This window comes from Aeromonas sp. S16(2024), from assembly GCF_041403065.1.
Taxonomy (GTDB): Bacteria; Pseudomonadota; Gammaproteobacteria; order Enterobacterales; family Aeromonadaceae; genus Aeromonas.
The window spans coordinates 74,597-101,341 of record NZ_JBGLQX010000003.1; the positions used below are offsets into that span (position 1 = coordinate 74,597).

At 62.4% G+C, this 26,745-nt stretch carries 23 protein-coding genes; 8 read left to right on the forward strand and 15 right to left on the reverse strand.

The window, feature by feature from the left end; translation table 11 throughout:
- Positions 1-109: 109 nt before the first annotated feature.
- From ACB030_RS03455 to ACB030_RS03470, 4 genes are all read left to right on the forward strand, one after another.
- Positions 110-1,291 (forward strand): acyltransferase family protein, encoded by a 1,182-nt coding sequence (locus ACB030_RS03455; RefSeq protein WP_371158033.1) that lies wholly within the window; start codon positions 110-112, stop codon positions 1,289-1,291.
- 291 nt (positions 1,292-1,582) lie between these two features.
- Positions 1,583-2,620 carry a selenide, water dikinase SelD gene (gene selD, locus ACB030_RS03460; RefSeq protein WP_371158035.1) on the forward strand — a complete coding sequence of 346 codons (1,038 nt, stop codon included), beginning with the start codon at positions 1,583-1,585 and terminating at the stop codon, positions 2,618-2,620.
- Between the two features lie 52 nt (positions 2,621-2,672).
- On the forward strand, positions 2,673-3,803 hold the full coding sequence (gene mnmH, locus ACB030_RS03465) for a tRNA 2-selenouridine(34) synthase MnmH (protein ID WP_371158037.1): 1,131 nt from the start codon (positions 2,673-2,675) through the stop codon (positions 3,801-3,803).
- The gene (locus ACB030_RS03470; protein ID WP_371158039.1) at positions 3,797-4,441 is read left to right on the forward strand and encodes an MBL fold metallo-hydrolase; all 645 of its coding nucleotides are present in this window, start codon (positions 3,797-3,799) and stop codon (positions 4,439-4,441) included. The genes mnmH and ACB030_RS03470 overlap by 7 nt, the downstream gene beginning before the upstream one ends.
- 117 nt (positions 4,442-4,558) lie before the next feature.
- On the opposite strand, the gene rplY is transcribed toward ACB030_RS03470, so the two are convergent.
- The 5 genes from rplY to ACB030_RS03495 all read right to left on the reverse strand — a co-directional run bounded on the left by rplY (position 4,559) and on the right by ACB030_RS03495 (position 11,625).
- Entirely contained in the window at positions 4,559-4,846 is a 288-nt protein-coding gene (rplY, locus tag ACB030_RS03475; RefSeq protein WP_025326956.1) for a 50S ribosomal protein L25, read from the reverse strand.
- 163 nt (positions 4,847-5,009) lie between these two features.
- Positions 5,010-5,852: a hypothetical protein gene (locus ACB030_RS03480; RefSeq protein WP_371158042.1), complete on the reverse strand. Its 843-nt coding sequence runs from the start codon at positions 5,850-5,852 to the stop codon at positions 5,010-5,012.
- Positions 5,853-5,958: 106 nt separating this feature from the next.
- A complete protein-coding gene (gene hrpA / locus ACB030_RS03485; protein WP_371158044.1) occupies positions 5,959-9,873 on the reverse strand; it encodes an ATP-dependent RNA helicase HrpA in 3,915 nt (1,304 codons plus the stop codon).
- A gap of 176 nt (positions 9,874-10,049) precedes the next feature.
- Complete coding sequence (locus ACB030_RS03490) at positions 10,050-10,472, reverse strand: CBS domain-containing protein (RefSeq protein ID WP_205641779.1); 423 nt, start codon at positions 10,470-10,472, stop codon at positions 10,050-10,052.
- Between the two features lie 82 nt (positions 10,473-10,554).
- Positions 10,555-11,625, reverse strand: coding sequence for a helix-turn-helix transcriptional regulator (locus ACB030_RS03495; protein ID WP_371158046.1), 1,071 nt, complete (start codon positions 11,623-11,625; stop codon positions 10,555-10,557).
- A 461-nt stretch (positions 11,626-12,086) separates the two neighbouring features.
- On the opposite strand from ACB030_RS03495, the gene ACB030_RS03500 reads away from it, so the two are divergent.
- Positions 12,087-13,409: a YjiH family protein gene (locus tag ACB030_RS03500; protein ID WP_371158048.1), complete on the forward strand. Its 1,323-nt coding sequence runs from the start codon at positions 12,087-12,089 to the stop codon at positions 13,407-13,409.
- Between the two features lie 60 nt (positions 13,410-13,469).
- Here ACB030_RS03500 and ACB030_RS03505 read toward each other — a convergent pair whose 3' ends face one another.
- The gene (locus tag ACB030_RS03505; protein WP_371158050.1) at positions 13,470-14,351 is read right to left on the reverse strand and encodes a pirin family protein; all 882 of its coding nucleotides are present in this window, start codon (positions 14,349-14,351) and stop codon (positions 13,470-13,472) included.
- A gap of 118 nt (positions 14,352-14,469) precedes the next feature.
- Between ACB030_RS03505 and ACB030_RS03510 the strand changes: the two genes are divergently transcribed.
- Positions 14,470-15,396: a LysR family transcriptional regulator gene (locus ACB030_RS03510; protein WP_371158052.1), complete on the forward strand. Its 927-nt coding sequence runs from the start codon at positions 14,470-14,472 to the stop codon at positions 15,394-15,396.
- A 111-nt stretch (positions 15,397-15,507) separates the two neighbouring features.
- Here the strand turns inward: ACB030_RS03510 and ACB030_RS03515 are convergent, their stop codons facing one another.
- The 4 genes from ACB030_RS03515 to ACB030_RS03530 form a co-directional block, all read right to left on the reverse strand.
- The gene (locus ACB030_RS03515; RefSeq protein ID WP_011706069.1) at positions 15,508-15,837 is read right to left on the reverse strand and encodes a YbaB/EbfC family nucleoid-associated protein; all 330 of its coding nucleotides are present in this window, start codon (positions 15,835-15,837) and stop codon (positions 15,508-15,510) included.
- A 130-nt stretch (positions 15,838-15,967) separates the two neighbouring features.
- On the reverse strand, positions 15,968-18,502 hold the full coding sequence (dnaX, locus tag ACB030_RS03520; RefSeq protein WP_371158054.1) for a DNA polymerase III subunit gamma/tau: 2,535 nt from the start codon (positions 18,500-18,502) through the stop codon (positions 15,968-15,970).
- Between the two features lie 173 nt (positions 18,503-18,675).
- Positions 18,676-19,221, reverse strand: coding sequence for an adenine phosphoribosyltransferase (gene apt / locus ACB030_RS03525; protein ID WP_042650168.1), 546 nt, complete (start codon positions 19,219-19,221; stop codon positions 18,676-18,678).
- Positions 19,222-19,353: 132 nt separating this feature from the next.
- The gene (locus tag ACB030_RS03530) at positions 19,354-19,731 is read right to left on the reverse strand and encodes a YbaN family protein (RefSeq protein WP_042650169.1); all 378 of its coding nucleotides are present in this window, start codon (positions 19,729-19,731) and stop codon (positions 19,354-19,356) included.
- 177 nt (positions 19,732-19,908) lie between these two features.
- Here ACB030_RS03530 and dusC point away from each other — a divergent pair, with 177 nt between their 5' ends.
- Both dusC and ACB030_RS03540 read left to right on the forward strand, forming a co-directional pair.
- Positions 19,909-20,853 carry a tRNA dihydrouridine(16) synthase DusC gene (gene dusC / locus ACB030_RS03535; protein ID WP_371158057.1) on the forward strand — a complete coding sequence of 315 codons (945 nt, stop codon included), beginning with the start codon at positions 19,909-19,911 and terminating at the stop codon, positions 20,851-20,853.
- A gap of 96 nt (positions 20,854-20,949) precedes the next feature.
- On the forward strand, positions 20,950-21,318 hold the full coding sequence (locus ACB030_RS03540; protein WP_205641784.1) for a conjugal transfer protein TraR: 369 nt from the start codon (positions 20,950-20,952) through the stop codon (positions 21,316-21,318).
- A gap of 195 nt (positions 21,319-21,513) precedes the next feature.
- On the opposite strand, the gene rnd is transcribed toward ACB030_RS03540, so the two are convergent.
- From rnd to tsaB, 5 genes are all read right to left on the reverse strand, one after another.
- A complete protein-coding gene (rnd, locus tag ACB030_RS03545) occupies positions 21,514-22,626 on the reverse strand; it encodes a ribonuclease D (protein ID WP_371158059.1) in 1,113 nt (370 codons plus the stop codon).
- Between the two features lie 100 nt (positions 22,627-22,726).
- Complete coding sequence (gene fadD, locus ACB030_RS03550) at positions 22,727-24,403, reverse strand: long-chain-fatty-acid--CoA ligase FadD (RefSeq protein WP_371158265.1); 1,677 nt, start codon at positions 24,401-24,403, stop codon at positions 22,727-22,729.
- A gap of 196 nt (positions 24,404-24,599) precedes the next feature.
- Positions 24,600-25,442 carry an alpha/beta fold hydrolase gene (locus ACB030_RS03555; RefSeq protein WP_371158061.1) on the reverse strand — a complete coding sequence of 281 codons (843 nt, stop codon included), beginning with the start codon at positions 25,440-25,442 and terminating at the stop codon, positions 24,600-24,602.
- The gene (locus ACB030_RS03560) at positions 25,442-25,960 is read right to left on the reverse strand and encodes a Slp family lipoprotein (protein WP_371158063.1); all 519 of its coding nucleotides are present in this window, start codon (positions 25,958-25,960) and stop codon (positions 25,442-25,444) included. Before ACB030_RS03560 ends, ACB030_RS03555 begins: the two co-directional genes overlap by 1 nt.
- Positions 25,961-26,028: 68 nt before the next feature.
- On the reverse strand, positions 26,029-26,730 hold the full coding sequence (gene tsaB / locus ACB030_RS03565) for a tRNA (adenosine(37)-N6)-threonylcarbamoyltransferase complex dimerization subunit type 1 TsaB (RefSeq protein ID WP_371158065.1): 702 nt from the start codon (positions 26,728-26,730) through the stop codon (positions 26,029-26,031).
- Positions 26,731-26,745: the final 15 nt, after the last annotated feature.

Below are 26,745 nucleotides of genomic sequence, written 5' to 3' on the forward strand. Positions count from 1 at the left end.
TCCCGCCTGTGACCAGCATGAGTCCAGGCTGCGGGGGCATCAGCTTGATGCCCCCGTACAACAACAAAATCGATGTCAGGCCAAGCTGAACATCGCAAGGGATACCGTCATGAATCAATCATTGCCGCTGTTGACGCCGCTGCGGGGCATCGCTGCCCTGATGGTGGTGCTGTTCCATGCCCGCCTGTTGCTCTTTCCCCAGTGGATGGAGTCCATCGCAGGCCACACCCAACTCATCGAAAACGGCTACCTCTGGGTCGATCTCTTCTTTATTTTGAGCGGATTGGTGCTGGCTCATGTCTACGGGGAGGCCTTCACAAGCCCTCGCCGCATAGGCTATGGCCGCTTTCTCTGGCTGCGGCTGACCCGCGTCTACCCCCTCTATTTCGTGACCCTGGTGCTGCTGGTGGGCTGGGAGCTTTACAAGGCCCGGCACGGGGTGGGCTTCTATGCCGGCCCCCTGTTCAAGATGTGGGAGTGGGAGGGCATGCCGCCCTTCGGCTCCCCCTTCACCCCGGCCGAAGCACTGCCAAGCGCCCTGCTGCTGATGCAGGTGGTGACGGATCAGGGGCTGACCTGGAACTTCGCCGCCTGGTCCCTGAGCGTGGAGTGGATAAGCTATCTGCTGTTCCCGCTGCTTATACCCCTTGCCGTGACCCGCAGTCGCTGGAGCCATCTCGCCCCCCTGCTGGCGCTGACGGTACTGGCCTTTATCGTGCACAGCCGGGGCACCCTGGATGTCACCAGCGGGGCACTGGCGGTGGGACGGGGGGTGAGTGAATTCGTGCTCGGGCTCTGGTTGCTGCCAAGGGTCAGGGCCGCGCAATCCTTGCCCATGATGCAACGGGATCTGCCGCTCTTGATCGCCTTTGTGCTGCCCTTCCTGTTGATGCAGTTCACCATGACGCCGCAGCGGACCCTGTTGCTGATAGGTGCTTACGTGCTGCTGATCTGGATTGCCGCCTCCCAGAGGGAGCGCCAGAGCCCGTTGTTGCGTCTGTTTGATAACCGCATCACCAACTGGCTGGGGGATCTCTCCTACTCCATCTATCTGCTCCATGCGCTGGTGCTGCTCACCGGCTGCGAGCTCATCCACTATCTGGCGCCGGAGCTCACCGAGTGGTGGTATGCCCAGACCAATCCCCTGCTGGGAGTGCTGGCCACCCTGCTGATGCTGGCGGTGCTGATCGGCCTCTCTGCCTTGAGTTACAGCCTGCTGGAGCGGCCGCTGCAACGGCGTCTGCGCCGCATAGGCAAGGTTCGTCAACCCGTGATGGAGCAGGCAGGTTGACGAAAGAGCCGCACAGCGCTCATTTCTGCCAGCCGGATGCGCGCTGGCAGAAATTCCAGTTCGAACCCAAGGGGGCGCTTGTGGCATAATGCCCCGTCCTGTGGCCCTTGGCGGGGCTGCTCTGGCGCACCATGTCGCTCCTCCTCCCCCGTCCTGTCCGGCAGCCCTGCGTGACTGTCTGGCATCGCTGCCTCCCGAGGCAGCCAAGGCCATCCTTATTCAGCGCTCCTGAGGCGCGCATTTGACGGCTCCACCGAGCCTCTGCACAAGGTGCACAAACAAGGGGTAAGTATGTCTTCCATTCGTCTGACCCAGTACAGCCACGGCGCTGGCTGTGGGTGCAAAATCTCCCCCAAGGTGCTCGACACCATTTTGAAGAGCCAGATCCCGGGCTTTGACGACCCGACCCTGATCGTCGGCAACAGCAGCAAGGATGACGCCGCCGTGGTGGATATCGGCAACGGTCAGGGCATCGTCTCCACCACCGACTTCTTCATGCCCATCGTCGACGATCCCTTCACCTTCGGCCGCATCGCCGCCACCAATGCCATCAGCGACATCTATGCCATGGGCGGCAAGCCCATCGTCGCCATCGCCATCCTCGGCTGGCCCATCAATACGCTGGCGCCTGAAGTGGCCCAGCAGGTGATCGACGGCGGTCGTCAGGTGTGTCACGAGGCGGGCATCTCGCTCGCCGGTGGCCACAGTATCGATGCCCCCGAGCCCATCTTCGGCCTGGCGGTGACCGGCATAGTGCCGCTGGGTGCCATCAAGCAGAACGACACCGCCAAGGTGGGTGATGTGCTCTATCTCACCAAGCCCCTTGGCATCGGCATCCTCACCACGGCCCAGAAGAAGGGCAAGCTCAAACCCGAGCACGAGCAGCTGGCCCCCGAGGCCATGTGCACCCTCAACAAGATTGGCCAGCAGTTTGCGGCCCTGCCCGGCGTGCACGCCATGACGGACGTCACCGGCTTTGGGCTGGCCGGCCACCTGCTGGAGATGTGCGAAGGATCAGGGGTGTGCGCCCGCCTCGACTTCAAGGCGCTCCCCCTGCTGGATGAGGTGGATCACTACCTGAATGAGGGCTGCGTGCCGGGCGGCACCCTGCGCAACCACGACTCCTATGGTCACAAGCTCGATGCCATGAGTGATCGCACCCGCAACATACTGTGCGATCCCCAGACCAGCGGCGGCCTGCTGGTGGCCGTCGGTCAGGAAACCGAGGCCGAATTCCTCGCCATTGCCGAGCAGGCCGGGCTGAGCCTCTCCCCCATTGGCCGCTTGCAGCCACTGGATGGCACGCGTTTTATCGAGGTCCTCCAATGAGTGCGCTGCGATTTGTTGCCCAGACTGTGCCGGCCTGTCGGGGGGATGCGCGATGAGTGAACTGCCGCTCGAAACAAACCTGGCGCGCATCTTCCTGGAAGATGTCCCCCTCATCGATCTGCGCGCCCCCGTCGAATTCCAGGAAGGGGCCTTTCCCAACGCCGTCAGCCTGCCGCTGATGACGGATGATGAACGCGCCCAGGTGGGTACCTGTTACAAGCAGCAGGGCCAGGCGGCGGCCATCGAACTCGGCCACAAGCTGGTGGGGGGCGCCGTGCGCGCCGCCCGTATTGAAGGATGGCTGGCGCAGTTGCGCCAGCAGCCCGATGCCCTGCTCTACTGTTTTCGCGGCGGCCTGCGCTCGCAGACGGTGCAGCAGTGGCTGTCTGAGGCGGGCGTCATCCGCCCACGGGTGGCCGGCGGCTACAAGGAGCTGCGCCGCTTCCTCATCGATACCCTGGAGAGCGCCAGCGCCCAGTGCCACTGGGGCGTGCTGACCGGCATGACAGGCTCCGGCAAGACCCACATGCTGGCCAAGATTGCCCAGTCGGTGGATCTGGAAGGCCACGCCCATCACAGGGGCTCCTCCTTTGGCCAGTTGCCGGGGGGCCAGCCCAGCAACATCAACTTCGAGAACCGGCTGGCCATAGAGCTGCTCAAGCGCCGCCATAAGGGCGAACATGCCTTTGTGGTGGAGGACGAGAGCCGTCTCATCGGTCGCTGCGCCCTGCCCCATAGCCTCTATGAGGCCATGTGCCAGGCGCCTCTGGTGGTGGTGGAGGTGCCTCAGGAGGAGAGAGCCGAGCAGATCCGGGTGGATTATGTGCAGGATCTCTGGCAACGCTATCTGGAGATGCACGGCAGCGAGGCGGGCTGGCCGCTGTTTGCCGGCTACCTGACCGATGCCCTGGCGCGCCTCAAGAAGCGCCTGGGGGACAAGGATCACCGGGAGCTGGATGGCTTGATGCAGGCCGCACTCAAGGAGCAGGCCAGCACGGGGGATACCGCGCTGCACCTCGCCTGGATCCGCCTGCTGCTGACCCGCTACTATGACCCCATGTACCTCTATCAGCTGAACAACAAGCGCGAGCGGATCCAGTTTCGCGGTGACAAGCAGGCCTGCCTCGCCTACTTCGCCGAGCAGCACGCCCGTCAGATCCCTCAGGAGAGTCCCACATGCTGAAGTTCGAGGTGATCCCGGTCACCCAGTTTGCCCAGAACTGCTCCCTCATCTGGTGTGACGAGACCCATCAGGCGGCGCTGATCGACCCCGGTGGCGAGGCGGACAAACTGCTGGCGGCCATCGCCAAACGGGGGCTGACCCTGACCCATATACTGCTGACCCACGGCCATCTGGATCACGTGGGCGCCGCCGCAGAGCTGCGGGAGAAGACCGGCGTCACCATCACTGGCCCCCACAGGGAGGATGCCTTCTGGCTCGACATGCTGCCCCAGCAGAGCCAGATGTTCGGCTTCGCTCATACCCCGGCATTTAGCCCCGACCAGTGGCTCGAGCAAGGCGACAAGGTGCAGCTGGGCCACTGCGAGCTGGAGGTCTATTTCTGCCCGGGCCACACCCCTGGGCACATAGTGCTGCTCTGCCAGGCCGAGCGGCTCGCCTGGGTGGGGGACGTGCTCTTTGCCGGCAGCATAGGCCGCACCGACTTCCCTCGTGGTGATCACGGGACGCTTATCAAGTCGATCACCGAGACCCTGCTGCCCCTTGGGGATGACATCGTCTTCGTGCCCGGCCATGGCCCCAGCTCCACCTTGGGTCGCGAGAAGTCGAGCAATCCCTACCTCAGCCAGCCGGTCTGGTAGAGAGGGAAATGACGAGAGGGTGACCCCGGGGTCACCCTCTTTCATGCCAAGGCAAGAACGCCAGAATGCAAAAAGCCACTCCGAGGAGTGGCTTTTCATTCAACCGGACAGACGCAATTAGATGCGAACGAAGTCCAGGTGAACCAGCTTGTAACGTACCGGGTGACGTTGGATCGCCTTGACGTTTACTTTTACTTCTTCGCCGTTGATGACCAGGGTCAGCTCGGAGGAGTAGAACTCCGGCTTCTCTTGGGCCAGGATCAGCTTTTTGTGGTCCAGGGTAACGGACACGGCTTCTTTGCCTGCACCGTAAACGATGGCAGGAACTTGGTCAGCATGACGCAGGCGGCGGCTCGCACCTTTCCCCAGGTCAGAACGGACTTCAGCTTGGAATACGAAAGACATAGTGGTTATCTCTTTTAAGATGAATATATGGTGTTGACTGCGACCGGTCAGCACCTCGCAAAACGAGCGCGAATACTAGCATGGGCCCGGGGTGGATACAAGGGACGAGCGACCCGCCATTCGCGCCTCCCCACAGCGGCATCAGATCTTATCCAAACGCGGCTCAGCGCCCCTGCTCCAGACGGGCAAACTGCTGCTGGCGCTGGGCCGGGCTCATGGCGTCAAACTGGGCCAGGGTCTCGGCCTTGGGGCAGTAGAGACGCTGGCCGGTCTGTACCCTTATCCCCTTGCCCATCCCGGGGCGATTCTCCTCCACCAGCGCCAGCAGATAGCTGTAGGTATCAGACCCGTTGCCCCCCTGTGCCTGGAGCTGGCTGGCGATGCGCCAGAGCGTCTCCCCCGCAGCCACCTGATGACAGACTCGCGACGCCCCTCCCGCTGCGGTCGCGGACAGGGTCAGCGTGGTCCTCTCGGCCCCCTGGCCGATGGCAGCGATCTGCACGGCCCCTATCTGAACGGGAGTCCCCTGGGGGATGGGCGCCGCCCGCCCCATCAAATTGGCCAGCAGCGGCTCGCTCTGGGGCATCCGTCCCCTCCCCGCACTGGATCCCGGCAAGGAGAACTCGGCGATAAAGGCTGTACCCCCCTGATCCAGAGAGGAGGGTGAGCCGCTGGCTATGGGCTGCACGGCCGAATGGGGGGCCATGCCATAGGCCATCTCATCGATGCGTTTGAGCCTGGCCAGATAGGCCTTGGAGAGCTGGGCCTCCCCTTCGAACAGATCGAAGGGGGGCACCAGACGGGCAGGAAACAGGATCTGCCAGTGGCCGTTCTTCTTCTTCTGTGCGAGCGGCGGGAACTGGTTGCCCCGCCAGGCCACAAAGATGGGAGGCACGGCCCTGTGCACCGGATAGAACTCCGGGTTGAGCTGCACCCAGGTTTGCTCCGCAATGGGCTGATAGCCGCTGATGTTGACCAGCGCAACCCCCAACCAGATCCCCAGCATATGACGGCCTCCCTTCCTGCGCTTACCTTGTTACCTTGCTCTTATCGCCACACTCTTCGCCACGCTCTTCGTCACACTATGGCTCAGAAAACAGATAGATAGCAGCTTAGCACTGGGCGATGGCGCTCTGCACCCGTTTATCCGAGATGGGGTACGGCGTCCCCAACTGCTGGGCGAAGAAGGAGACCCGCAGCTCCTCTATCATCCAGCGGATATTGGCCACCTCAGGGGGGATCGGCTGGGATTTAGGCGTCTTGGCAAGCAGCGCCTTGTAGTCGCTCTCGACACTTTGCACCTTGAGCATATGGACCCTGTCCCGGTTGGGATCGATGGCCAGCTTCTCCAGGCGACGCTCGATGGCCCGCAGATAGCGCAGCAAGTCAGGCAGCCGCTGCCAGCCAGTCTCGGTCACGAACCCCTTGTGGATGAGGTTGCCCAGCTGCTGCTGGATGTCGGACATGGCAAAGGCGGTATCGAGCTGCATCTTGCCCTTGAGCCGCTTCTTGATCTCATGGGAGAGGGTCAGCACGGCTTCTACCTGTTTGGCCACTTCTACCACCGCATCGTTTAGCTCGGCACGGACAAACTCCTTGAGCGCCTCGAAACCGGCCTCGTCCCAGGCCAGGCCGCCGTGCTGCTCGATGAGCTTGTCACAGCCACAGGCGATGCAGTCGTCAATCAGCTCGGCCACCTTGCCAAACGGGTTGAAGTAGAGCCCGAGCTTGGCCTTGTTCGGCAGCTTCTCCTGCAGATATTTGATGGGGGATGGCACGTTGAGCAGCACCAGCCGGCGTTGCCCCGCCCACATCAGCTGCTGCTGGGCCACCGGGCTCTCCACCAGCTGGATGGCGACCGAGTCTTTCTGATCCACCAGGGTCGGATAGGCCTTCACCTCGAAGCCGCTGCGCTTCTGGCTGTACTCCTTCGGCAACTCGCCAAAGCTCCACAGGGTGAGGCCCGACTGCTCGATATCGTCGTCCGCCACCTGGGAGAGGGTCTCCTGCACCTTGCCGCGCAGCGACTCTTTCAGTGCCTCCAGATCCTTGCCTTCCGCGATGGGCTTGTGCTTGTCGTCCACCACCCGGAAGGTGAGTTTCAGGTGATCGGGCACCGATGCCCAGTCCCAGGCTTCCCGGGGCACTGTGACACCTGTCATGCGGCGCAGCTGACGCTCCATCTCGTCCAGCAGCGGCCCCTGCTCGGGATTGAGGGTGGCGAGCAGCGCATCGGCGTAGTTCGGCGCCGGCACGAAGTTCTTGCGCATCGGCTTTGGCATCGACTTGATGAGGGCCACCAAGAGTTCATGACGCAGCCCGGGGATCAGCCACTCGAACCCTTTGACTTCCACCTGGTTGAGCAGCGGCAGCGGAATATGCAGGGTGACGCCATCGGCGGCCTCCCCCGGCTCGAACTGGTAGGTCAGCTTGAGCTTGAGTCGCCCCTGCTGCCAGAAGTTGGGGTAGTCGAGATCGCTGATGTGGGCCGCATCCCCCTTCATCAGCATCTCTTTTTCGAAGTTCAGCCGCTCGGGATCCTGCTTTTGCGCCTCCTTCCACCACTTGTCGAAGTGACGTGCGGAGATCACCTCTTCCGGCAAACGGGCATCGTAGAAGCGGAACAGATCCTCGTCATCCACCAGGATGTCACGACGACGGGATTTGTGCTCCAGCGCCTCCACCTCGGCCAGGAGCTTGCGGTTCTCGCCAAAGAAGCGGTGGCGGGTCTCGAAGTCCCCCTCCACCAGTGCGCGGCGAATGAAGAGCTCGCGGCACTGGGCCGGATCGATGCGACTGAAGTTGATGGTGCGCTCGTTGACCAGGGTCAGGCCGTAGAGGGTCACCTTCTCCTTGGCCATGACGGCGCCGTTTTTCTTCGACCAATGGGGGTCGCTGTGGTGCAGCTTGATGAGGTGCGCCGCCAGCGGCTCCACCCACTCCGGCTCGATCTTGGCGTTGATGCGGGCGTAGAGGCGGGAAGTCTCCACCAATTCTGCGGCCATCACCCACTTGGGCGGCTTCTTGAACAGACCCGAGGCCGGGAACAGGTGGAAGCGACCGTTGCGAGCCCCAAGGAATTCGGGCTTCTCCAGATCCTTGTTGCCGATATGGCTGAGCAGCCCCGTCAGCAGGGCGCAGTGCACCGTCTTGAAATCCGCAGGTTCATGGTTGGCTTTAAAGCCGAGCTCTTTCACCGTCTGCCGCAGCTGGAAGTGAATGTCTTGCCACTCCCGTACCCGCAAGTAGGAGAGAAACTCCTTCTGGCACATGCGGCGGAAGGGGTTGCTGCCAAGGGCATCCTGCTGATCTTTCAGGTAATTCCACAGATTGACGAAGGCGAGGAAGTCGGAATCCTTGTCCTCGAAGCGTCTGTGTTGCTCGTCGGCGGCCTGCTTCTTCTCCATGGGCCGCTCGCGGGGATCCTGGATGCTGAGGCCGGCGGTGATCACCATGACCTCGCTCAGACAGCCGGTTTGCGCCGCTGTGATCACCATTTTGGCAAGCCGTGGATCGAGAGGAATGCGAGACAGCTGGCGACCGGTTTCGGTCAGCTGCAGTTTGGGCTCCTGATCACGGGTGCCGGGCAACTCCTTGACTGCCTCCAGCTCTTTCAGGAGGGTCAGGCCATCCTTGATATGACGCGACTCCGGCGGCTCGACGAACGGGAAGGCCTCCATGTTGCCAAGGCCGAGCGCCAGCATCTGCAGGATGACGGAGGCCAGGTTGGTGCGCAGGATCTCGGGGTCGGTAAAGGCCGGACGGTTGTTGAAATCCTCCTCCGAGTAGAGGCGGATACAGATACCGTCCGCCACCCGACCGCAACGCCCTTTACGCTGGTTGGCGCTGGCCTGGGAGACCGGCTCTATGGGCAGGCGCTGCACCTTGGTGCGCCAGGAGTAGCGGCTGATGCGGGCGGTACCCGGATCGATCACGTAGCGAATGCCCGGCACCGTCAGCGAAGTCTCCGCCACGTTGGTGGCGAGCACGATGCGCCGGCCGGCGTGCTGCTGGAACACCTTGTTCTGCTCGGCGTTGGAGAGGCGGGCGTAGAGCGGCAGCACCTCGGTATCGCGCAGGTTCAGCTTGCGCAGGGCATCGGCGGTGTCGCGGATCTCCCGCTCGCCGTTCATGAAGATAAGGATGTCTCCTAATCCTTCTCTAGCCAGCTCTTCGACTGCATCGAAGATGCCCTGCAGCTCGTCGCGCTCCTCCAACCCCTCGCTCTTGTCGCCACTCTTTTTATCAGCAAACAGCGGGCGATAGCGCACCTCCACCGGGTAGGTGCGACCGGAGACTTCTATGATGGGCGCCTGGTTGAAATGGCGGGAGAAGCGCTGGGGGTCTATGGTGGCCGAGGTGATGATCACCTTGAGATCCGGGCGCTTTGGCAGCAATTGCTTCAAGTAGCCCAGGATGAAGTCGATGTTGAGGCTGCGCTCGTGGGCCTCATCGATGATGATGGTGTCGTACTGGGTGAGCATCCGGTCGTGCTGGATCTCCGCCAGCAGGATACCGTCGGTCATCAGCTTGATGTGGGTCTGCTCGCTCACCTGATCGGTAAAGCGCACCTTGTAACCCACGTAGTGGCCAAGCTCGGACTCCATCTCTTCGGCAATACGGGCCGCCACGGTGCGGGCCGCCAGACGCCGCGGCTGGGTGTGGCCGATATAGCCCTTCACCCCGCGCCCGAGCGAGAGGCAAATCTTGGGGATCTGGGTGGTCTTGCCCGAGCCGGTTTCGCCCGCGATGATCACCACCTGATGCTCACTGATCGCCTTGGCGATCTCTGCCTGCTTCTGGCTGACCGGCAGGTTGTCCGGATAAGTCACCTTGGGTACACCGGCCAAGCGGGACTGGTAACGCGCCTGGGCAACATCCAGATCGGCGGCAATGGTCTCCAGCACGGCGGCCTGTTTGGCCTCGGGCAGCTTCTTGACCCCGTGCAGACGGCTGGAGAGGCGGCGGGCGTCGAGGTTCATGCAGGCAGAGAGACGGCGGCGCAGCGCCTCGATAGAGAGAGACAAGGTAGGAATTCCTTAAATAAGTGCCCAGAGGGGCCATATCGATTAGCTGGGAGCGATCCTAAAGAGCGAGCGGGGGCGGTGCAAGCCTTAAAGCGGCACCTGCCAGGTTCAAAGGCGCGGCGGGCAATAAAAAAAGCAGGCACCCGGCCTGCTCCCGATGATCCGGCAAAACCGGATCAGACCCTGGCCTGATGCACGAAGCAGGTACCAAGCTGGGCGTGAATGGCCTGCATCACGTTGTGTCGGCTGATCACCCCGAGCAGGCGACCCTCCTCCACCACCGGATAGATCTTCGGCTTTTGGCCCATCATCATCTCCGCCAGATCCAGAATGCTGGTGTCTGGCCCCACGGCCAGCACCTCCTTGCGCATCACATCCTTGACCTGGGCCACCTGTTCGCAGTGATAGGCCTCTTTCAACATGACGGCAATGCAATCCTGCTCGGACACCCAGCCAATCAGGTGCCCCTGGCTGTCCACCACGGGGCCGCCGAGCTGATGACTGTTGAGAAACTTGGTGACCGCATTTTGCACCATCATGTCCGCGCTGAACGTGATGGGCTTGGTCTGCATATAATCCCTTGCCTTGAGTGATTCCATGACGCTTCCCCCGACAGGCCTCCCGACGGGAGGCGCGAGCCGGGCACTATGCCCAGCTCACTCCAAGCATAGCTCGTGCCTATCAGGAGATGGATTGCAGCAACAGCAGCAGCTCGTTCTGGCTGTGGCAGTCGGTCTTCTTGAACACCCCCTTGAGGGTGGAGCGGACGGTTTCCACCTTGACGCCGCGCAGTTCGGCGATGTCGTTGCTGCTGTAGCCCTTGCTCATCAGCACCAGCAGTTCCTTCTCGCCAATGGTGAGGGGATAGAGGCTGGCCAGCGCTTCGATATCCGGGTTGAAGGAGTGCTCGGGATCGCGCAATACCACTTCCACATAGCGCTCGAAGCGGCTGAGTCCGCTCATCAGGGTGCACTGGATCAGCAGCGGCCTGAGATTGGACTGGCGGGGAATGGACATATAGGCGCTGGCGCCTGGCAGCAAATAGGCAAAGCCATTCAAGGTCTCCTTGAGCTGGCGTTGCTGCTCCTTATTTTGCAAAGAGAAAATACCGTTGACCGCCCGCAATTCCACATTTTCATCGGCGATGCGGTTGAACGCCACATTGGAATAATGAATATGCCCCTTGTCATCTATGATGGCGCTGGGCTTATTATGGTTTTTCACCAGTTGCTGCAGTTGATAGTTCTGGGTTTCCAGGGCCAGCAGGTTCCAGTAATGGTGGCTCCAGGCGGCCAGACCGGAATAGATCTCTGTCAAGGAGGTGAGATCCCGGCTGTTGAAGTCATACTGGGTGGCGCCGCGGTAACTGCACAGCGAGCTGAGACCCCGCCCCTTCACCCGGCAGACGCCGCCCGCCGCAAACTGGGCACCGAAGCTGGCCAGCAGCCCCACCGAGCTGGAGATGGTATTGGCGCTGACAATCCCCTGGCAGCCCTTGTCCAGATAGTGATTGAACCACACATCCTGGCGATGGTGCTGCACATAAAATTGCTGCTGGGCCTCGGTCAAGCCGCTGGAGAAGAGCTTTATTCCGTCGCTCTTGTCATCATCCCGCAATAAAAACAGGGATGAACTGCCGGACAGATCGGCGCGAAATTGGTCCACCACCAACTTAATGTCAGAATCATTAATACCGCACTCGTATAACTGGCTGATATAGGGCGATATCCTTTCTTTCTCTAATGCCTTCACACCCGAACTCCTAATTCTTATTTTTATTGAAGTGGCATCTTACTCTGCAATGAGATACTCGAAAAGTAGTCAAATGAACAAAGGCTTTATGACCAATTCATAAATAGTTATAAGAAAGCCTCCCTCAATGAGGGCCGTGAAAATGTTTAAATCCGGGCTCAGGTTTTCCGCTTTTTTGGTCGTTATGGAACATCTTTAATCTCGCCCCTCTGTCTGCTCCCTACTGCGTATCAGCCCCCTTGCCCAGGCTCACACCTTGAGCGGCAAGGCTGCCACGACCTGGTAGCGAGTCGCTCCCTTGCCCACCATGCCGCCTCAGAATCAAGATTCATAAGAACCTCTCACTCAGAGTTGTTGCACTTTGGTGTCTTTATTGTTTCCATTTTGGGTCTTGAGAGATATTGTATATACAAATACTCGTCATCAAGGGAGTTGAACCATGTGGATCACAAGGAGAGGAAATGGAACCTGAACACGCACTTACCGCCCCTGCCCGCTCAGGGGCTGGCATCAAGCTGCTGCTGACCAGTGTGCTCGGCATCGCCATCTTTTTCGTGCCCTTCGAGCTCGCGGGCCGCAGCACCATACTGGTGGATCACCTGGCGGGCTTTCTGATGGCGCAACGCCCGCTCGCCCTGGGGCTGATCCTGCTGCTGATCGCCTATGGCGCCATCAGCCCGCTGCTGGATGGTCGCTGGCGCGCCCGCCCCATCGACAGGGTGCTGAGCCTGTTCAAGCTGCTCGGGCTGGGGCTGGCCATCATGTATGTGGCAGGCTGGGGCCCCGCCTGGCTGATGACGCCGGATCGCCTGCCCTTCCTCTTTGACAAGCTGGCCATGTCGGTGGGGCTCATCGTGCCCATCGGCGCCATGGCCCTCACCTTCCTGCTCGGCTTCGGCCTGCTTGAGCTTATCGGCGTGCTGATGCAGCCGGTGATGCGCCCCCTCTGGCGCACGCCGGGCCACTCCGCCATCGATGCGGTCGCCTCCTTCGTCGGCAGCTACTCAGTGGGCCTGCTCATCACCAACCGGGTCTTCCTCGCGGGCAAGTACACGGTACGGGAAGCCGTCATCATCGCCACCGGCTTCTCCACCGTCTCCGCCGCCTTCATGATCATCGTGGCCAAGACCCTCAACCTGATGGGGCACTGGAACTTCTACTTCTGGTCCACCCTGGTGATCACCTTCGTCATCACCGCCATCCTGGCCCGGGTTCCTCCCATCAGCACCATGGCGCACCAAGGCGAGACCGACGAGCCGCTGCCGGCAGGCATGAGCCGCTGGCAAGCGGCGCTCGCCTCCGGGCTCACCCAGTCCAGCCAGGCGGATCCCGTGCTGCGGCAGTTGCAGGACAACTTCAAAGATGGCCTCTACATGGCCGCCGCCGTGGTGCCCACCATCTTGTCCGTCGGCCTGCTTGGGCTGCTGCTGGCTCAGCACACGCCGCTGTTCGATCTGCTGGGCTGGCTGTTGTGGCCCCTCACCTGGCTGCTGGATCTGGGGGAACCGCTGGAGACCGCAAGATCGCTCTCGGCGGGGCTCGCTGAGATGTTCCTGCCCGCCATCCTGCTCAAGGATGCGGACCTGCTGGTGCGCTATGTGACCGCCGTGGTCTCGGTGAGTTCGGTGCTCTTCTTCTCCGCCTCCATCCCCTGCATCCTGGCCACCAAGATCCCGGTGAGCCTGGGGCAACTGGTGGTGATCTGGCTGCTGCGCACCCTGCTTGGCATCCTGCTGGCGGCCCTGTGCGGCCGGCTGGCCATGGCGATGGGCTGGCTCAGCTAGGTTGACGTTATCAAATAGACAAAGCGCCATCAGGCGCTTTGTTTTTTCTCGGGGATCGTCTCAAGGGGAGATGGCGGCGAAGCGGCCACTGTTGAAGTCGTCTATCGCCTGGTGGATCTCTGCCTCGCTGTTCATGACGAAGGGACCATAACCCACTATGGGTTCGTCGATGGGCTCACCGCTCAGCAGCAACAGGGTGGCATCGCTGTTGGCGTCGAGCATGAACTCCCCACCGCTGGGATCCAGCAGCACCAGCTGCGCCTCGCCAGCCTGCTCCTGACCATTGATCAGCACTGAGCCCTTCAGCACCACGACGGCGGTATTCCAGCCATCCACCGCCGGCAGTACCAGGCTGGCCCCGGCCTTGAGCCGCAGATCCCAGATGTTCATGGGCGAGAAGGTGCGGGCAGGCCCCTGCACCTCGTTTCTTTGCAACCCGGCATCGTTCCCGGCGATGATGCGCACCCGCCCGTCCCCCTCCTTCAGGATCACCTCCGGGATGATGTCGCTGGTGATGCTCTGATAACCGGGGGCCGACATCTTGTGCTTGGCGGGCAGGTTGACCCACAACTGCACCATGTCGAGAGTGCCGCCAGCACGGGTGAATGCCGGCGAGTGAAACTCGTCGTGCATGATGCCGGACGCCGCCGTCATCCACTGCACGTCCCCCGGCCCTATGATCCCGCCCTGCCCGGTCGAGTCGCGATGAGCGACCTCCCCCTCATAGACGAGGGTGACAGTTTCAAAGCCACGGTGCGGGTGCTCCCCCACCCCTCTGGCATGATTGGCGGGCTCGAAGTGCGCCGGGCCGGCCCTGTCCAGCAACAGGAAGGGGCTGAGCGCCCGGCCATGGCTCTGATACGAGAACAGCGAGCGAACCGGGAAGCCGTCGCCGACCCAGTGTTGACGAGGGGCGCTGTAGATACCGATGACTCTTTTCATGATGCTCTCCAAGGTGATCGTCACGAGATGTGCCGTTGGTCGCATTGTGGATCTGGAACACTGCGCCCGGTAGACGTAAAATTTGTCCTCAGCGTCCTATTTTGTGAACGATAAACCCATGCATCAGGATCTCAACGACCTCTATTACTACGTCCAGGTGGTGGATCACGGGGGCTTTGCCCAGGCCGGCAGGGCGCTCGGCATGCCCAAATCCAAGCTCAGCCGCCGCATCGCCATGCTGGAGGAGCGCCTCGGGGTACGCCTCATTCAGCGCTCCACCCGCAGCTTCACCGTCACCGAACTCGGGCAGGCCTACTACGCCCGTTGCCGGGCCATGCTGGTGGAGGCCGATGCGGCGCAGGATCTCATCGCCGCCACCCAGAGCGAACCTTGCGGTCTGGTGCGCATCGCCTGCCCCATCGACCTGCTGCACGCCCATGTAGGCAGTATGCTGGTCACCTTCGCCCTGGCCCATCCCAACGTCAAGGTGCAGCTGGTCGGGGTCAACCGGGCGGTGGATCTGGTTGCGGAGGGGTTGGACATGGCGATCAGGGTACGACCACAGCCCCTGGATGACAGCGATCTGGCCATGCGGGTGCTGGGCTATGCCAGCCAGTGCCTGGTGGCAAGCCCGGCCCTGCTCTCGACGCTGGGTACGCCCCGGGCCCCCGCCGACCTGCTGTCATGGCCAAGCCTGGGCCACGGCGCCAGCCTGGAGGGTCATCACTGGACCCTGCTCGGCCCCCAGGGGGCTCGCGTCAAACAGCACCATAGCCCCCGTTTTGCCACCACCGATATGCAGACCCTGCGCCAGGGGGCGATCGACGGGCTCGGCGTCGTGCAACTGCCCACCATGATGATGGGCGACCCCCTGGCCGATGGCCGGCTGGTGCGCCTGCTCCCGGACTGGGCACCGCGCCAGGAGGTGATCCACGCTGTCTTCCCCTCCCGGCGCGGCCTGCTGCCCGCCGTGCGCGCCCTGATAGACCACCTGGTCGAGGGCTTCGCCCCCCTGATGCAAGAGCGTGCGCCGCTCTCGCCATGACCCCTGTGCGGCAGCGCCCGGGATGGCTGACATGCAAAAGGCCAGAGCATGGCTCTGGCCTTTTCACATTCCCCCTCGTCAGAGGCGGGGCAGCGGATACGGGCTGGTCCCTTAGAACGGCATCTTGAAGCCAGGGGGCAGTTGCATGCCACCGGTCAGCTCGCCCATCTTGCTCTTGTTCTGCTCTTCCACCCGGCGCACGGCGTCGTTGACGGCGGCGGCGACCAGATCTTCCAGCATCTCCTTGTCATCTTCCATCAGGCTGGGATCGATCTCGATACGGCGCACGCTGTGGCTGCCGGCCATGGTGACCTTGACCATGCCGGCGCCGGCTTCGCCGACGACTTCCATCTGAGCCAGCTGCTCTTGCATCTTCTGCATGCGCTCTTGCATCTGTTGGGCCTGTTTCATCAGGTTACCCATTCCACCTTTACCAAACATAGGTCGTCTCTCGTCTTGAAATCCGGCATCCAGCGCCGGGCTGTGGGCTTGTTCTACCCCGGATATGGGGGCAGCCAAAATATTTTTCAACCGGGACTCGGGTCCCGGCATGGGATTTAACTCATCGCGCTCAACGGCTCAAGGGCTCGATGCTCTCGGGATGGAGCACGGCGCCGAAGCGCTGCTGCAGGAACTGCACATTGGGATCGTCTGCCAGATCCCGGCTCACCTGCTCACGCACCCCCAGATAGAGGCGATGCTCGATCTCGAGCGGCGTCTCCCGCGCCGGATCCGTGCCCAGGGTCACCTCGACACGCACCGCCTGTCCGAACTCCGGACCTATGATCCCGGCCAGATCGGCCAGGGCTCTGTCGCTGACCAGATGGCGCTGCTCCGGCTTGAGCACCAGGGACACCAGCTCCCCTTGTCGGGTCATCACAGAGTTGATGGCGAGCTGGCGCAGCCGGCCACCGACCCCGGTGCGGGCGATGAGCTCGGCCCAGGGGTCACCGCAATTGACCAGCAGGGAAGAGGGGATCAGGCGAGCGATCTCCTCCCCCTCCTGCGGCTGGGCGTCACTCTCCAGCTCATCCCAGTCGATGGTCTCCATCACCTGAGCCGTCGTTGGCTGCGCGTTGTCGGGCACGGCATTTTCGGGCACAGACAGAGGCGTCGCAACCGGCGTTGCCGGTACAGCAGCGACGGTAGCAGCGGCGGCCCTGGCGGGTGCGCCGTCCAGATCCCAGGGGGGCAGGTCATCCGAGGCGGGATGGGCCTTCTGCGCTGCACTGGGCCTTGGCGCCGCTTGCGCTGCGGGGGCGCTGGCCGGCCCGTCGCCGAAGCCCTGACTCAGATATTCCTCGTAATCGCTGCCACTGTCGTCATAGGCATCAAGCGGCGGCAAATCTTCATAGCCCGGCATGGGCCCGGCATAGGCGGGCGCCGCAGCGGCCTGCCTGGCAGGCACAGAGGGCGCTGGCGCCACTGGTTGCACGGCGGCCGTGGCCACGGGCGCAGCCGGTTTGCTCGGCGTCGCCCTGGGAGGGGCAGAGACGGTCGCCGCCCCGGTGTCGCCCCGCAGCCGGCTGCGCAGCAGATTGCGCTTGCCCAGCAGGCTCTGCATGCTGGAGGCCGCCGAGGGGGCCGCCTCGGGTTCAGGCGCTATAGCAGGAGCCGCCGTCGGCAGGGCCGCCTCATGGGAGGAGACAGGCTGCTCGGGTTCAAGGGGCTGCGCTTCCTGAGTCCGGGGCGCGCCACCGATCTGGGGCTCAGGCTGCATCGGCTGCGCCTCGTAGCCCATCTGCTGGGCGGCTTGCAGCAGCTCTTGCTGCTCGGCAAAGAGGGCAGCGCTGGCCTCATCGTCGCCGGCAGCCGGTTCGTCTGCCTGAACCGCCAAGAGCGGCGCTGTCGGCGCCAGGGCTGCGGGCACGGCCGTGCTGGCCGCCGTTGCGGCCTGATGCGGGGCTGGCTCAGCCCCTGACGGCTTTCCCGGCAGGGCCGATACGGCCTCCCTCCCCGCCCCGGGCTGCGCGCCCATGGAGACGGGCAAGGCACTCAGATTGGCGGGATGCACCGCCTCGCGGCGCGGTGAGAAGGCCAGCATCCGCAGGCAGGTCATCTCCAGCGCGGTGCGGCCATCGGGCGCCCAGGGCAAATCCTTGCGCCCCCCCAGCACTATCTGGTAGCAGAGCTGCACCTCTTCCGGGCTCATGGCCCCCGCCAGCTGCAGCAAGGCATCGGCATCCGCCCCCTGCTCCTGCACGCTGGCAGGGAGCAGCTGGGCCATGGCGACCCGATGGAGCAAGGCTTCCAGCTCGGCGTGCAGCTGATCGAAATCCGGCCCCAGGGTGGCGATCTCGGTGATCTTGGCCATGGTGGCCGTGGCATCCTGGCGCAGCACAGCCTCCAGCAACTGGTGCAGGTGGTGGTGATCGAGGGTGCCCAGCATGGTCAGCACGCTGTCGAGGCGCACGCTGCCGTTGCCATGGGCCAGCGCCTGATCCGTCAGGCTCAGGGCATCGCGCATGCTGCCGTCGGCCGCCTTGGCCAGGGCCAGCAGGGCGCGGGGCTCGAACGGCTGACCTTCCTGATCCAGCACCCATTCCAGCTGCCTGGCGATCTGGGTCTGATCCAGGCTTTTGAGGTGGAACTGCAGGCAGCGGGACAAGATGGTGATGGGGAGCTTCTGCGGATCCGTGGTGGCCAGCAGGAACTTCACATAGGGAGGCGGCTCTTCCAGGGTTTTGAGCAGCGCATTGAAGCTGTGACGCGACAGCATGTGCACCTCATCGATGAGGTACACCTTGAAGCGGCCGCGGGCCGGGCGGTACTGCACGTTGTCGAGCAGCTCGCGGGTGTCTTCCACCTTGGTGCGGGACGCCGCATCGATCTCCAGCAGATCGACGAAGTTGCCCTGATCGATCTCGCGACAGGTGTCGCATACGCCGCACGGGTGGCTGCTGATCCCCTGCTCGCAGTTGAGGCTCTTGGCCAGGATGCGGGCTATGGTGGTCTTGCCGACCCCGCGAGTGCCGCTCAGCAGGTAGGCGTGATGCAGCCGTCCCTGATCCAGGGCATTGGTCAAGGCGGTCAGCACATGTTGCTGGCCAACCACTTGTTCAAACGTATGGGGGCGCCATTTACGCGCCAGAACCTGATAGCTCATAGATCTCGATGCTGGAAAACGAGGCATTGAGGCAGGATGCTAACACAAATGGAGGGCGGGCTGTATGGGCTATCGGCCGCCTTGGGAGGGATCGCTTGATTTTCAAACCGGTGCCCGTTCAGGCACCGGTTCGGGGCATTGGCGGGTTGACGAGGCCCGCCTGCCAGAGGGCCTTACTCGCCGGCGAGCTCGACCAGCGAGACCACCTTGACGCCAGCGGCGGTCAGGCGGGCATCACCACCCAGCGACGGCAGGGAGATGATGAAGGCCGCATCGGCGACTTCACCGCCTGCGCGGCGAATGAGCTTGACGGTGGCATCGACGGTGCCGCCGGTGGCCAGCAGATCGTCCACCACCAGCACCTTGTCACCGGGCACTATGGCGTCGGTGTGCAGTTGCAGGGTGTCGGTGCCGTACTCGAGGGCATAGGACTCTTCGATGATGGCGCGGGGCAGCTTGCCAGGCTTGCGAACCGGCACGAAGCCCAGTCCCATGGCGAAGGCCACGGGGGCACCGAAGATGAAACCGCGGGCCTCGGTGCCGACGATCTTGGTGATCCCTTGATCACGATAATGCTCGGCCAGCAGATCTATGGTGGCCTTGAAGGCCTCGGCGTTCTCGATCAGGCTGGTGATGTCGCGAAACAGTATGCCCGGCTTCGGATAGTCGGGAATGGTCTTGATGCTCGCTTCGATAAACTTCAGGGTATCCGGATTCATTATTTGACCGCTTATTTTTGAGCCCAGGCGTGGCGTCTCTTGCGCTGCCCGCCAGCGGGCAATAAAAAGGCCCGTCATGCAAAAAATGACAGGCCGACTCCATAGCATTATTGCCGCAATAGCTTAGGGATTTCACTTCTCCATTGCAACTGGCTCCAGCACCGGCAGACGCATTAACCAGGTGAGCAGGATCACCATTATGACAACCAGCAGCAGCCTCACCCAGGGCAGTGGCACCACCAGCAGCGACACCGAGAAGGAGAGCAGGATGAAGACGATGGCACGGCGTCTGGCATGGCGCCGAATGCCGCGATACAACTGCCAGTCATGGATGGGGGGCCCGAACCAGGGGTGCGCCAGCAGCCAGCGGTGAAAACGGGGTGACGAGCGTGCAAAGAGGGCCGCCGCCAGCAACATGAAGGGGGTGGTCGGCAGCAGGGGCAGGACTATTCCGACTATCCCGGTGGCGAAGGCGAGCCAGCCCAGGGCCATCAGACACCAGCGTTTCATGGGTACTCCTCTGAATGCATCTCTGCCTTTAGCCTAACAGAGTTGGCCCGAAAGCTGACAGCCTGGTCCATGCAGCGGCAGTCGATTAGGCTCATCGAGTGGGCAGACGGCTGACAACGCCAGCCATTGCCACTACAATCTGCGCTCTTTTTTCTCCCCTTGTCTTCGGAAGCAGCTATGCGCGTTATTTTGGCCCCCATGCAGGGGGTGCTGGATCACCTGATGCGGGAGGTACTCACCTCCGTCAACGATTACGACCTCTGTGTCAGCGAGTTCATCCGGGTCGTCGATCAGCTGCTGCCCGCCAAGGTGTTTTATCGGATCGCGCCCGAACTCAAGCAAGATGGCAAGACCCGTGCCGGCACCCCGGTGCGGGTGCAACTGCTGGGCCAGCACCCCGAATGGCTGGCAGAGAATGCGGTGCGCGCCATCGAGCTGGGTTCCCCCGGGGTCGATCTCAACTTCGGCTGCCCTGCCCCCACGGTCAACAAGAGCAAGGGGGGGGCCGTGCTGCTCAAGGAGCCAGAGACCGTCTATCGCATCGTCAAGGCGGTGCGCGAAGCCGTCCCTGCCCATCTGCCGGTGAGCGCCAAGATCCGCCTGGGTTACGATGACAAGGAACTCTATATGGACAACGCCCAGGCGGTCTATCAGGGGGGCGCCAATGAACTGGCCGTTCATGCCCGTACCAAGCGGGAAGGCTACAAGGCGCCGGCGCACTGGGAATACGTGGATCTCATCCGCCGCGCCCTGCCCATTCCGGTGACCGCCAATGGCGAGATCTGGGATCATAAAGATGCCCTCGCCTGTGCCGGCGTCTCTGGCTGCGATGCCCTCATGGTGGGCCGCGGCGCCATCTCCCTGCCCAACCTGGCCAACGTGATGAAGACGGGCTGCGCCCACATGAGCTGGGCCGAGGTGCTGCAACTGATGGTGAGCTATACCGAGCAGGATCTGGCGAGCGAGAAGGCCGACTACTATCCCAGCCGCATCAAGCAGTGGTTCAGCTATCTCAAGCGTGAATATCCCCAGGCAACGGTACTTTTTCAGGATATTCGTCTACACAAGGAGACGGGACCTATCCGGGATGCCTTGCTGCAAGCCGCGAAAACTGTGAGCTAACCGACCTTTACTTGACTCATGTCATCTTGATAATCCACACGCCTCCCTATACTGGCCTAGTTTTATCACTCGTCTTTGGGGGCTGTTGTGTGTGAAGTGACGCAAGCCCGGTTGGCCGAATGGCGTGAGCGCCTGCTGACCGATTGGGCGCAAACAAGAGAAGCGCTGATTGCTCAGCTCAAGGCCTGTCGTCGTGACGATTGGGCCCAAAAAGTGGGAAGCTGCGAGCGGGATCAACTGGTGGATCTGACCAGTCGCCTCGACTTGCCCAAGGTGGAGTCGAGCGTGGCACGGCTGAAACGCCTCGACGCCGCGCTCTGCCAGATGGAACTGGGTCTCTATGGCCTCTGCTCCGATTGCGAGGAGCCGCTCGCCATCGACCAGCTGGATCAGGATCCCAGCCTGCAACGCTGCCCGCGCTGCGAAACCCGTTATCGCAAGGGATTCCACGCCCACGAACTCTGATGGGGGCACCCTTTGTGCCCGCCATTTATCTGTGACTCCCCTCCCCGCTTCCCTTGCCCGCCCGATCCCCGGCGCCAGGGGCGCTCATGCCTGTTCACCCGGCGGGTCGGATTGCAACGGACACAAAAAAAGGGAAGTCATGGACTCCCCTTCTTCAGGTACTGCGCTCCGACCCACGACGTCGGGATGCCCATGTTACTGGGCCAGCAGATGTCCCACCAGCTCATGACGCCAGCCTTGCAGCAGCATGGGCTTGTCGGCGCGCGCCCGCTCCTCGGCGCTCATGCGCCAGCTCCAGGTGAAGTACTGGTGGATGATCTTCTTGCTGGCCACCAGCTCCGGCGGGATGTTGCTGGCCTTGGCCTTCTCTTCCACCATGGCCTTGATGCGCTTGAGCTCCGCCTTGTACTGGGGGAAGTCCACCAGCCGGCGAATGGGCTCTGGCCAGCTGTCCGGATCGCTCTGCTGGGCGGCTGCCACTATATCCAGCATCCGCTTGCCGTGGATCTTGATCTCGATGGGGGCCAGCCCCAGCTCGTTGAGATCCCGCAATGAGGTCGGACGACGCTCCGCCACCTTGAACAGGTGCAGCTCTTTCACCACGAAGTTCAGGGCCAGATCCCGGCGCACCGCCTCTTGCTGACGCCAGGCGGCGAGCTCGCGCAGAATGGCCAGCTCACGGCGACCCAGTTGCCAGGCGTTGATGATCTCGAGGTAGGCCTGACGGGGATCGCTGCCCTGGGTCTTGCGGGCGGAGTGGTTCTGGCACTCCTGCTCGAACCAGGCAAACTTGCCGCTCTCATGCAGCCTGGCCATCACCTTCTCGTAGAGGGGCATCAGGTAGAAGACATCCGCCGCCGCGTACTCGAGCTGGCGCGCGGTCAGGGGGCGGGCCAGCCAGTCGGTGCGGGCCTGATCCTTTTCCAGCTCCACGCCGAGGAACTCGTTGACCAGGGCGCCGAAGCCCACCGAGACGCCGTAACCCAGAAATGCCGTCGCGAGCTGGGTGTCGTGCATCTGGTTGGGCAGGTGGCCCGCCTGATGCTGGATGAGCTCCAGATCTTCACCGGAGGCGTGCAGTATGGCGATCTGCCCTGCCCGGCCGAGCCGCTGCCACAGGCCGGAGAGATCCAGGGTCAGGGGATCCAGCAGGGCGAGGCGTTCACCGTCATAGATCTGGAACAGACCGAGCTGGGGATAGTAGGTACGGGTGCGAACGAATTCGGTATCTATGGCCAGGGGAACGTCGGCCAGGGAAGCGAGATACTGCTCCAGTTCGGCTTGCTGTGAAATGAGTTGATATTGCATCTTTGCCTGCACGTTGGTCGGGACCCAGAAAGAAAAAACCGTGGCATGACCCACGGTTTTGCATAACGACAGCGCTTGACTGCAGAGCAGTGCATGCCGGTTACTGCTTGGCAATCTCCTCGTCGCGCAGCACGCGCCGCAGGATCTTGCCCACATTGGTCTTGGGAAGTTCGTCGCGAAATTCTACCAGTTTCGGCACCTTATAGGCAGTCAGATGTTTGCGGCAGTGGGCAATTATCTCGTCCTCTGTCAGCTTTGCATCTTTCTTGACCACGAAGATTTTCACCAGCTCGCCGGAAACCGGGTTAGGCACGCCGACGGCGGCCACTTCCAGCACCTTGGGATGGAGCGCCACCACGTCTTCAATCTCGTTCGGATAGACGTTGAAGCCCGAGACCAGGATCATGTCCTTCTTGCGATCGACGATCTTGAAGAAGCCCTGCTCGTCGCACACGGCGATGTCACCGGTACAGAGCCAGCCATCCTGCATCACCTCGGCGGTCGCCTCGGGACGCTGCCAGTAGCCCGTCATCACCTGGGGGCCGCGCACCTGCATCTCGCCGGGGGCGCCCAGCTCGGTGATAACCTGCCCCTTGTCATCCACCAGCCGGATCTCGGTGGAGCAGACCGGCAGACCGATAGAGCCGTTGTAATCCACCAGATCGTAGGGGCAGACGCTCACCAGGGGTGAACACTCGGTCAGGCCATAGCCTTCCAGCAGCGGGGTCCGGGTCAGCGTCTTCCACTGCTCGGCCACCGCCCGCTGCACCGCCATGCCGCCGCCTATGGTGAGCTTGAGGCGGGAGAAGTCCATGCTCTGGAACTCACCGTTGTTGACCAGGGCGTTAAACAGGGTGTTGACCCCGGTGATGCAGGTGAAGGGGTACTTCTTGATCTCTTTGACAAAGCCCGGGATGTCGCGGGGGTTGCTGATGAGCAGGTTGTAGCCACCCAGGCGCATGAACAGCAGGCAGTTCACCGTCAGGGCGAACACGTGGTAGAGCGGCAGCGCCGTGACCACGAACTCCTTGCCTCGCTCCAGCACGGGGCCATAGACACCGAGGCACTGCTCCACGTTCGCAATCATGTTGCGATGGGTCAGCATGGCCCCCTTGGAGAGTCCCGTGGTGCCGCCTGTGTATTGCAGGAAGGCGATGTCCTGGTTGCTGATTTCGGGCTTGATGTATTGCAGATAGCGCCCCTTGGCCAGGGCCTGGCGCATGGTGCTGGCGTGCGGGAGGTTGTATTTGGGTACCAGCTTCTTGACGTACTTGACCACGAAATTGACGAGCGTGCCCTTGGCCAGGCCGAGGTTGTCCCCCATGCGGGTCAGGATCACGTGCTTGACCGGGGTGTCGTAGACCACCTTCTCCAGGGTATGGGCGAAGTTGGAGACGATGACGATGGCCTTGGTGCCGGAGTCTTTGAGCTGGTGCTCCAGCTCGCGCGGGGTATAGAGCGGGTTGACGTTGACCACCGTCATGCCGGCCCGCAGTATGCCAAACACGGCGATGGGGTATTGCAGCAGGTTCGGCATCATCACCGCCACCCTGTCTCCCTTGCCGAGCTTGAGCTCGTTTTGCAGGTAGGCCGCAAAGGCACGGGACTGCTCTTCCAGCCGGCGATAGGTAATGGTCTGTCCCATGTTGACGAAGGCGGGCTGGTCGGCAAACTGGTCCACCGACTCTTCAAACATCTCGACCAGGGAGCCGTATTGGTCTGGATTGATCTCGGCGGGCACCCCTTCTGGATAACGCTTCAGCCAGACTCTTTCCACGAACTTCTCCTGCATAACTAACACCTGTGCGCTCACTGTGTTGCCTCCGTTCCTGTCACATCCATTTCAATCGGTTGTTTTAAGCTCATGCTCTAATGCCGCACATAGTTACATAAGGCAACATCGATTAACAGCAAATTAACAACGAGAAATGTGAGGGAGAAAGCAAACCTGACATGATTCAAAGCGGGCGATCCTACCGGATCTGACAGAATTTTTCGATATAAACGGCGGTTTTGGCTGAATTTTCCATATGGAAGTGATGATTTCCCGCCACCTGTACCATTTCAATCTGGCCAAAGGCCGGTCCCCGCAGCCGCCACTGCGCCAGCAGACTCTGAAACCCCTGCTCGCCGCGGATAAAAAGTACCGGGCAGGCGATGGCCCGGATCAGCGCCTGGGCCTGGCCCTCGCTCATGCGCATGGGTGAGAGATCCCGCAGGCGGGGATCGCTGCGCCAATGCCAGCGCCCTTCCCGCACCTCCAGTTGGCGCTCGCAGATAAGGCGCGCCGCCGCCGGGGAGATGTCAGCCACCTTGCAGCGGGCCGCCACCGCCTCGTCGAGGGAGGCAAACCCACCGGACGCTCGCTCGCGAGTGCGGCTGCGATTGAGAATGGCCCGCCGCAGTTGAGCAGGCACCTCTTCATCCGGTTGACTGAGGGGCCCGAGCCCCTCCAGCAGGATGAGCCGCACTATCTGCTCGGGAAACACCCCGGCATAGGCACTGGCGATCAGGGCCCCCAGCGAATGGCCGAGCAGGATGAAACGCTGCCAGCCCGCAGCCTGGGCAATCTGATGCAGATCGTCGAGCCAGTCGACGAAGACATAGGGGGTCGGTTTGTGATCCGAGTGGCCGTGACCCGGCAGATCGATGCAGACGAGGTGGCACTCAGCGAGATGGGGGGCAAGGGGCAGGAAGCTGGCGCCGTTGTCGAGCCAGCCGTGCAGGGCAATGACCAGGGGCTTGCCCTGCCGACCGTTATCCAGCAGGGCGACGCGCCGTCCATCGGCCAGGGTGAGGAAGCGCTCTTCCATCATCACCAGCGGGAGTAGTGGCGTCTTGGCCAGAAGGGATCATAGAAGGGGTCGTAGAAGTAGGGGTCCATGTAGCGGATCTCCACCTCCTTCACCGGCGGCCACAGCTTGCTGGCGGTGACCTTGAGCACGGAGAAGCGATACTTGTGATCCCCTATCTGGCTGTCCACCGGCTTGTCCAGGGTGCCGAGCACCGTCAGGCTGCGTCCCTTGGCATAGAGCGTCGGATCCACAAACCCCTTCATGACGGCCAGGAAACGCCCCGGGCTCTGCTCGGTCTGGGTCGGCACGCCGTTGGACTTGAGCGGCAGGTAGACCACCTCGATGACGCTCTGATCCTGCTCGTTGTGCACCGCCGAGATGACGCCGCTCCAGCGCGCAGGCTTGCCCTCCATCCCCTGCAGGGCAGGTTGATAGGCCACCAGCTGGCTTTCCGGTTCATAAGCCAGCTCCTTGGGCACCGAGCTGCAGCCGACTAGCAGCAGCCCCGTCAGGCCCAGCATGATCACGCGCTTCATCATTTTGCCTCTCCTTGTCCGCACCGTCCGCCTTCACTCGCTGACGTCGAGTCGCGGCTCGCCGTTGGATGTCACTCGCGACCCGGCAGTTTTTTCCAGGTCACCTTGTCGCGCAAATATACCGGTGTAGCCTGCTCTACCGGCACCGCCTTCCCCGCCAGCCAGGCGTTGCGTGCCAGGGGCAGCATGTCGACCGCCGCCGGGAAGCGCACCTGGCTCACCGCCAGCTCGTCGGCCAGCGCGTTGAGCGTCTCGCCATAGGTTTCAAAGCCGGTCCCGACGCAGCTCAGGCTGCCCGCCAGCTTGCCGCGCGCGTCAATCAGGGCCGCGGGAGAGCTCACCACTTCCTCCCCCACCAGCTGCATGCGGCCATCAAGCAGCTCGTAGTGGCCAAAATAGACCTCGTTCATCCGCGCATCGATGGCGGTCAGCACCCGCTCGGCCCCCTCCAGACGATGAGCCCCCTGGGCCATGGCAGCCAGGGTGGAGATGCCGATGAGCGGCACGCCGGCGCCAAAGGCGAGCCCCTGGGCCACGCTGATCCCGATGCGCACGCCGGTAAAGGAGCCAGGCCCGCGCCCGAAGGCGATGGCATCGAGCTCAGCCAAGGTTATCCCGGCCTCGTCTAACACAGCCTGAACCATGGGCAGGATTTTTTGGGTGTGATCCCGCGGCGCCTCTTCCCAACGGGAGAACAGCTTGTCACCCACCATAAGGGCGGCGGAGCAGGCTTCGGTGGCGGTATCAACGGCCAGGATCTTCAACTCGGTCATGGGTTCCAATCTCTA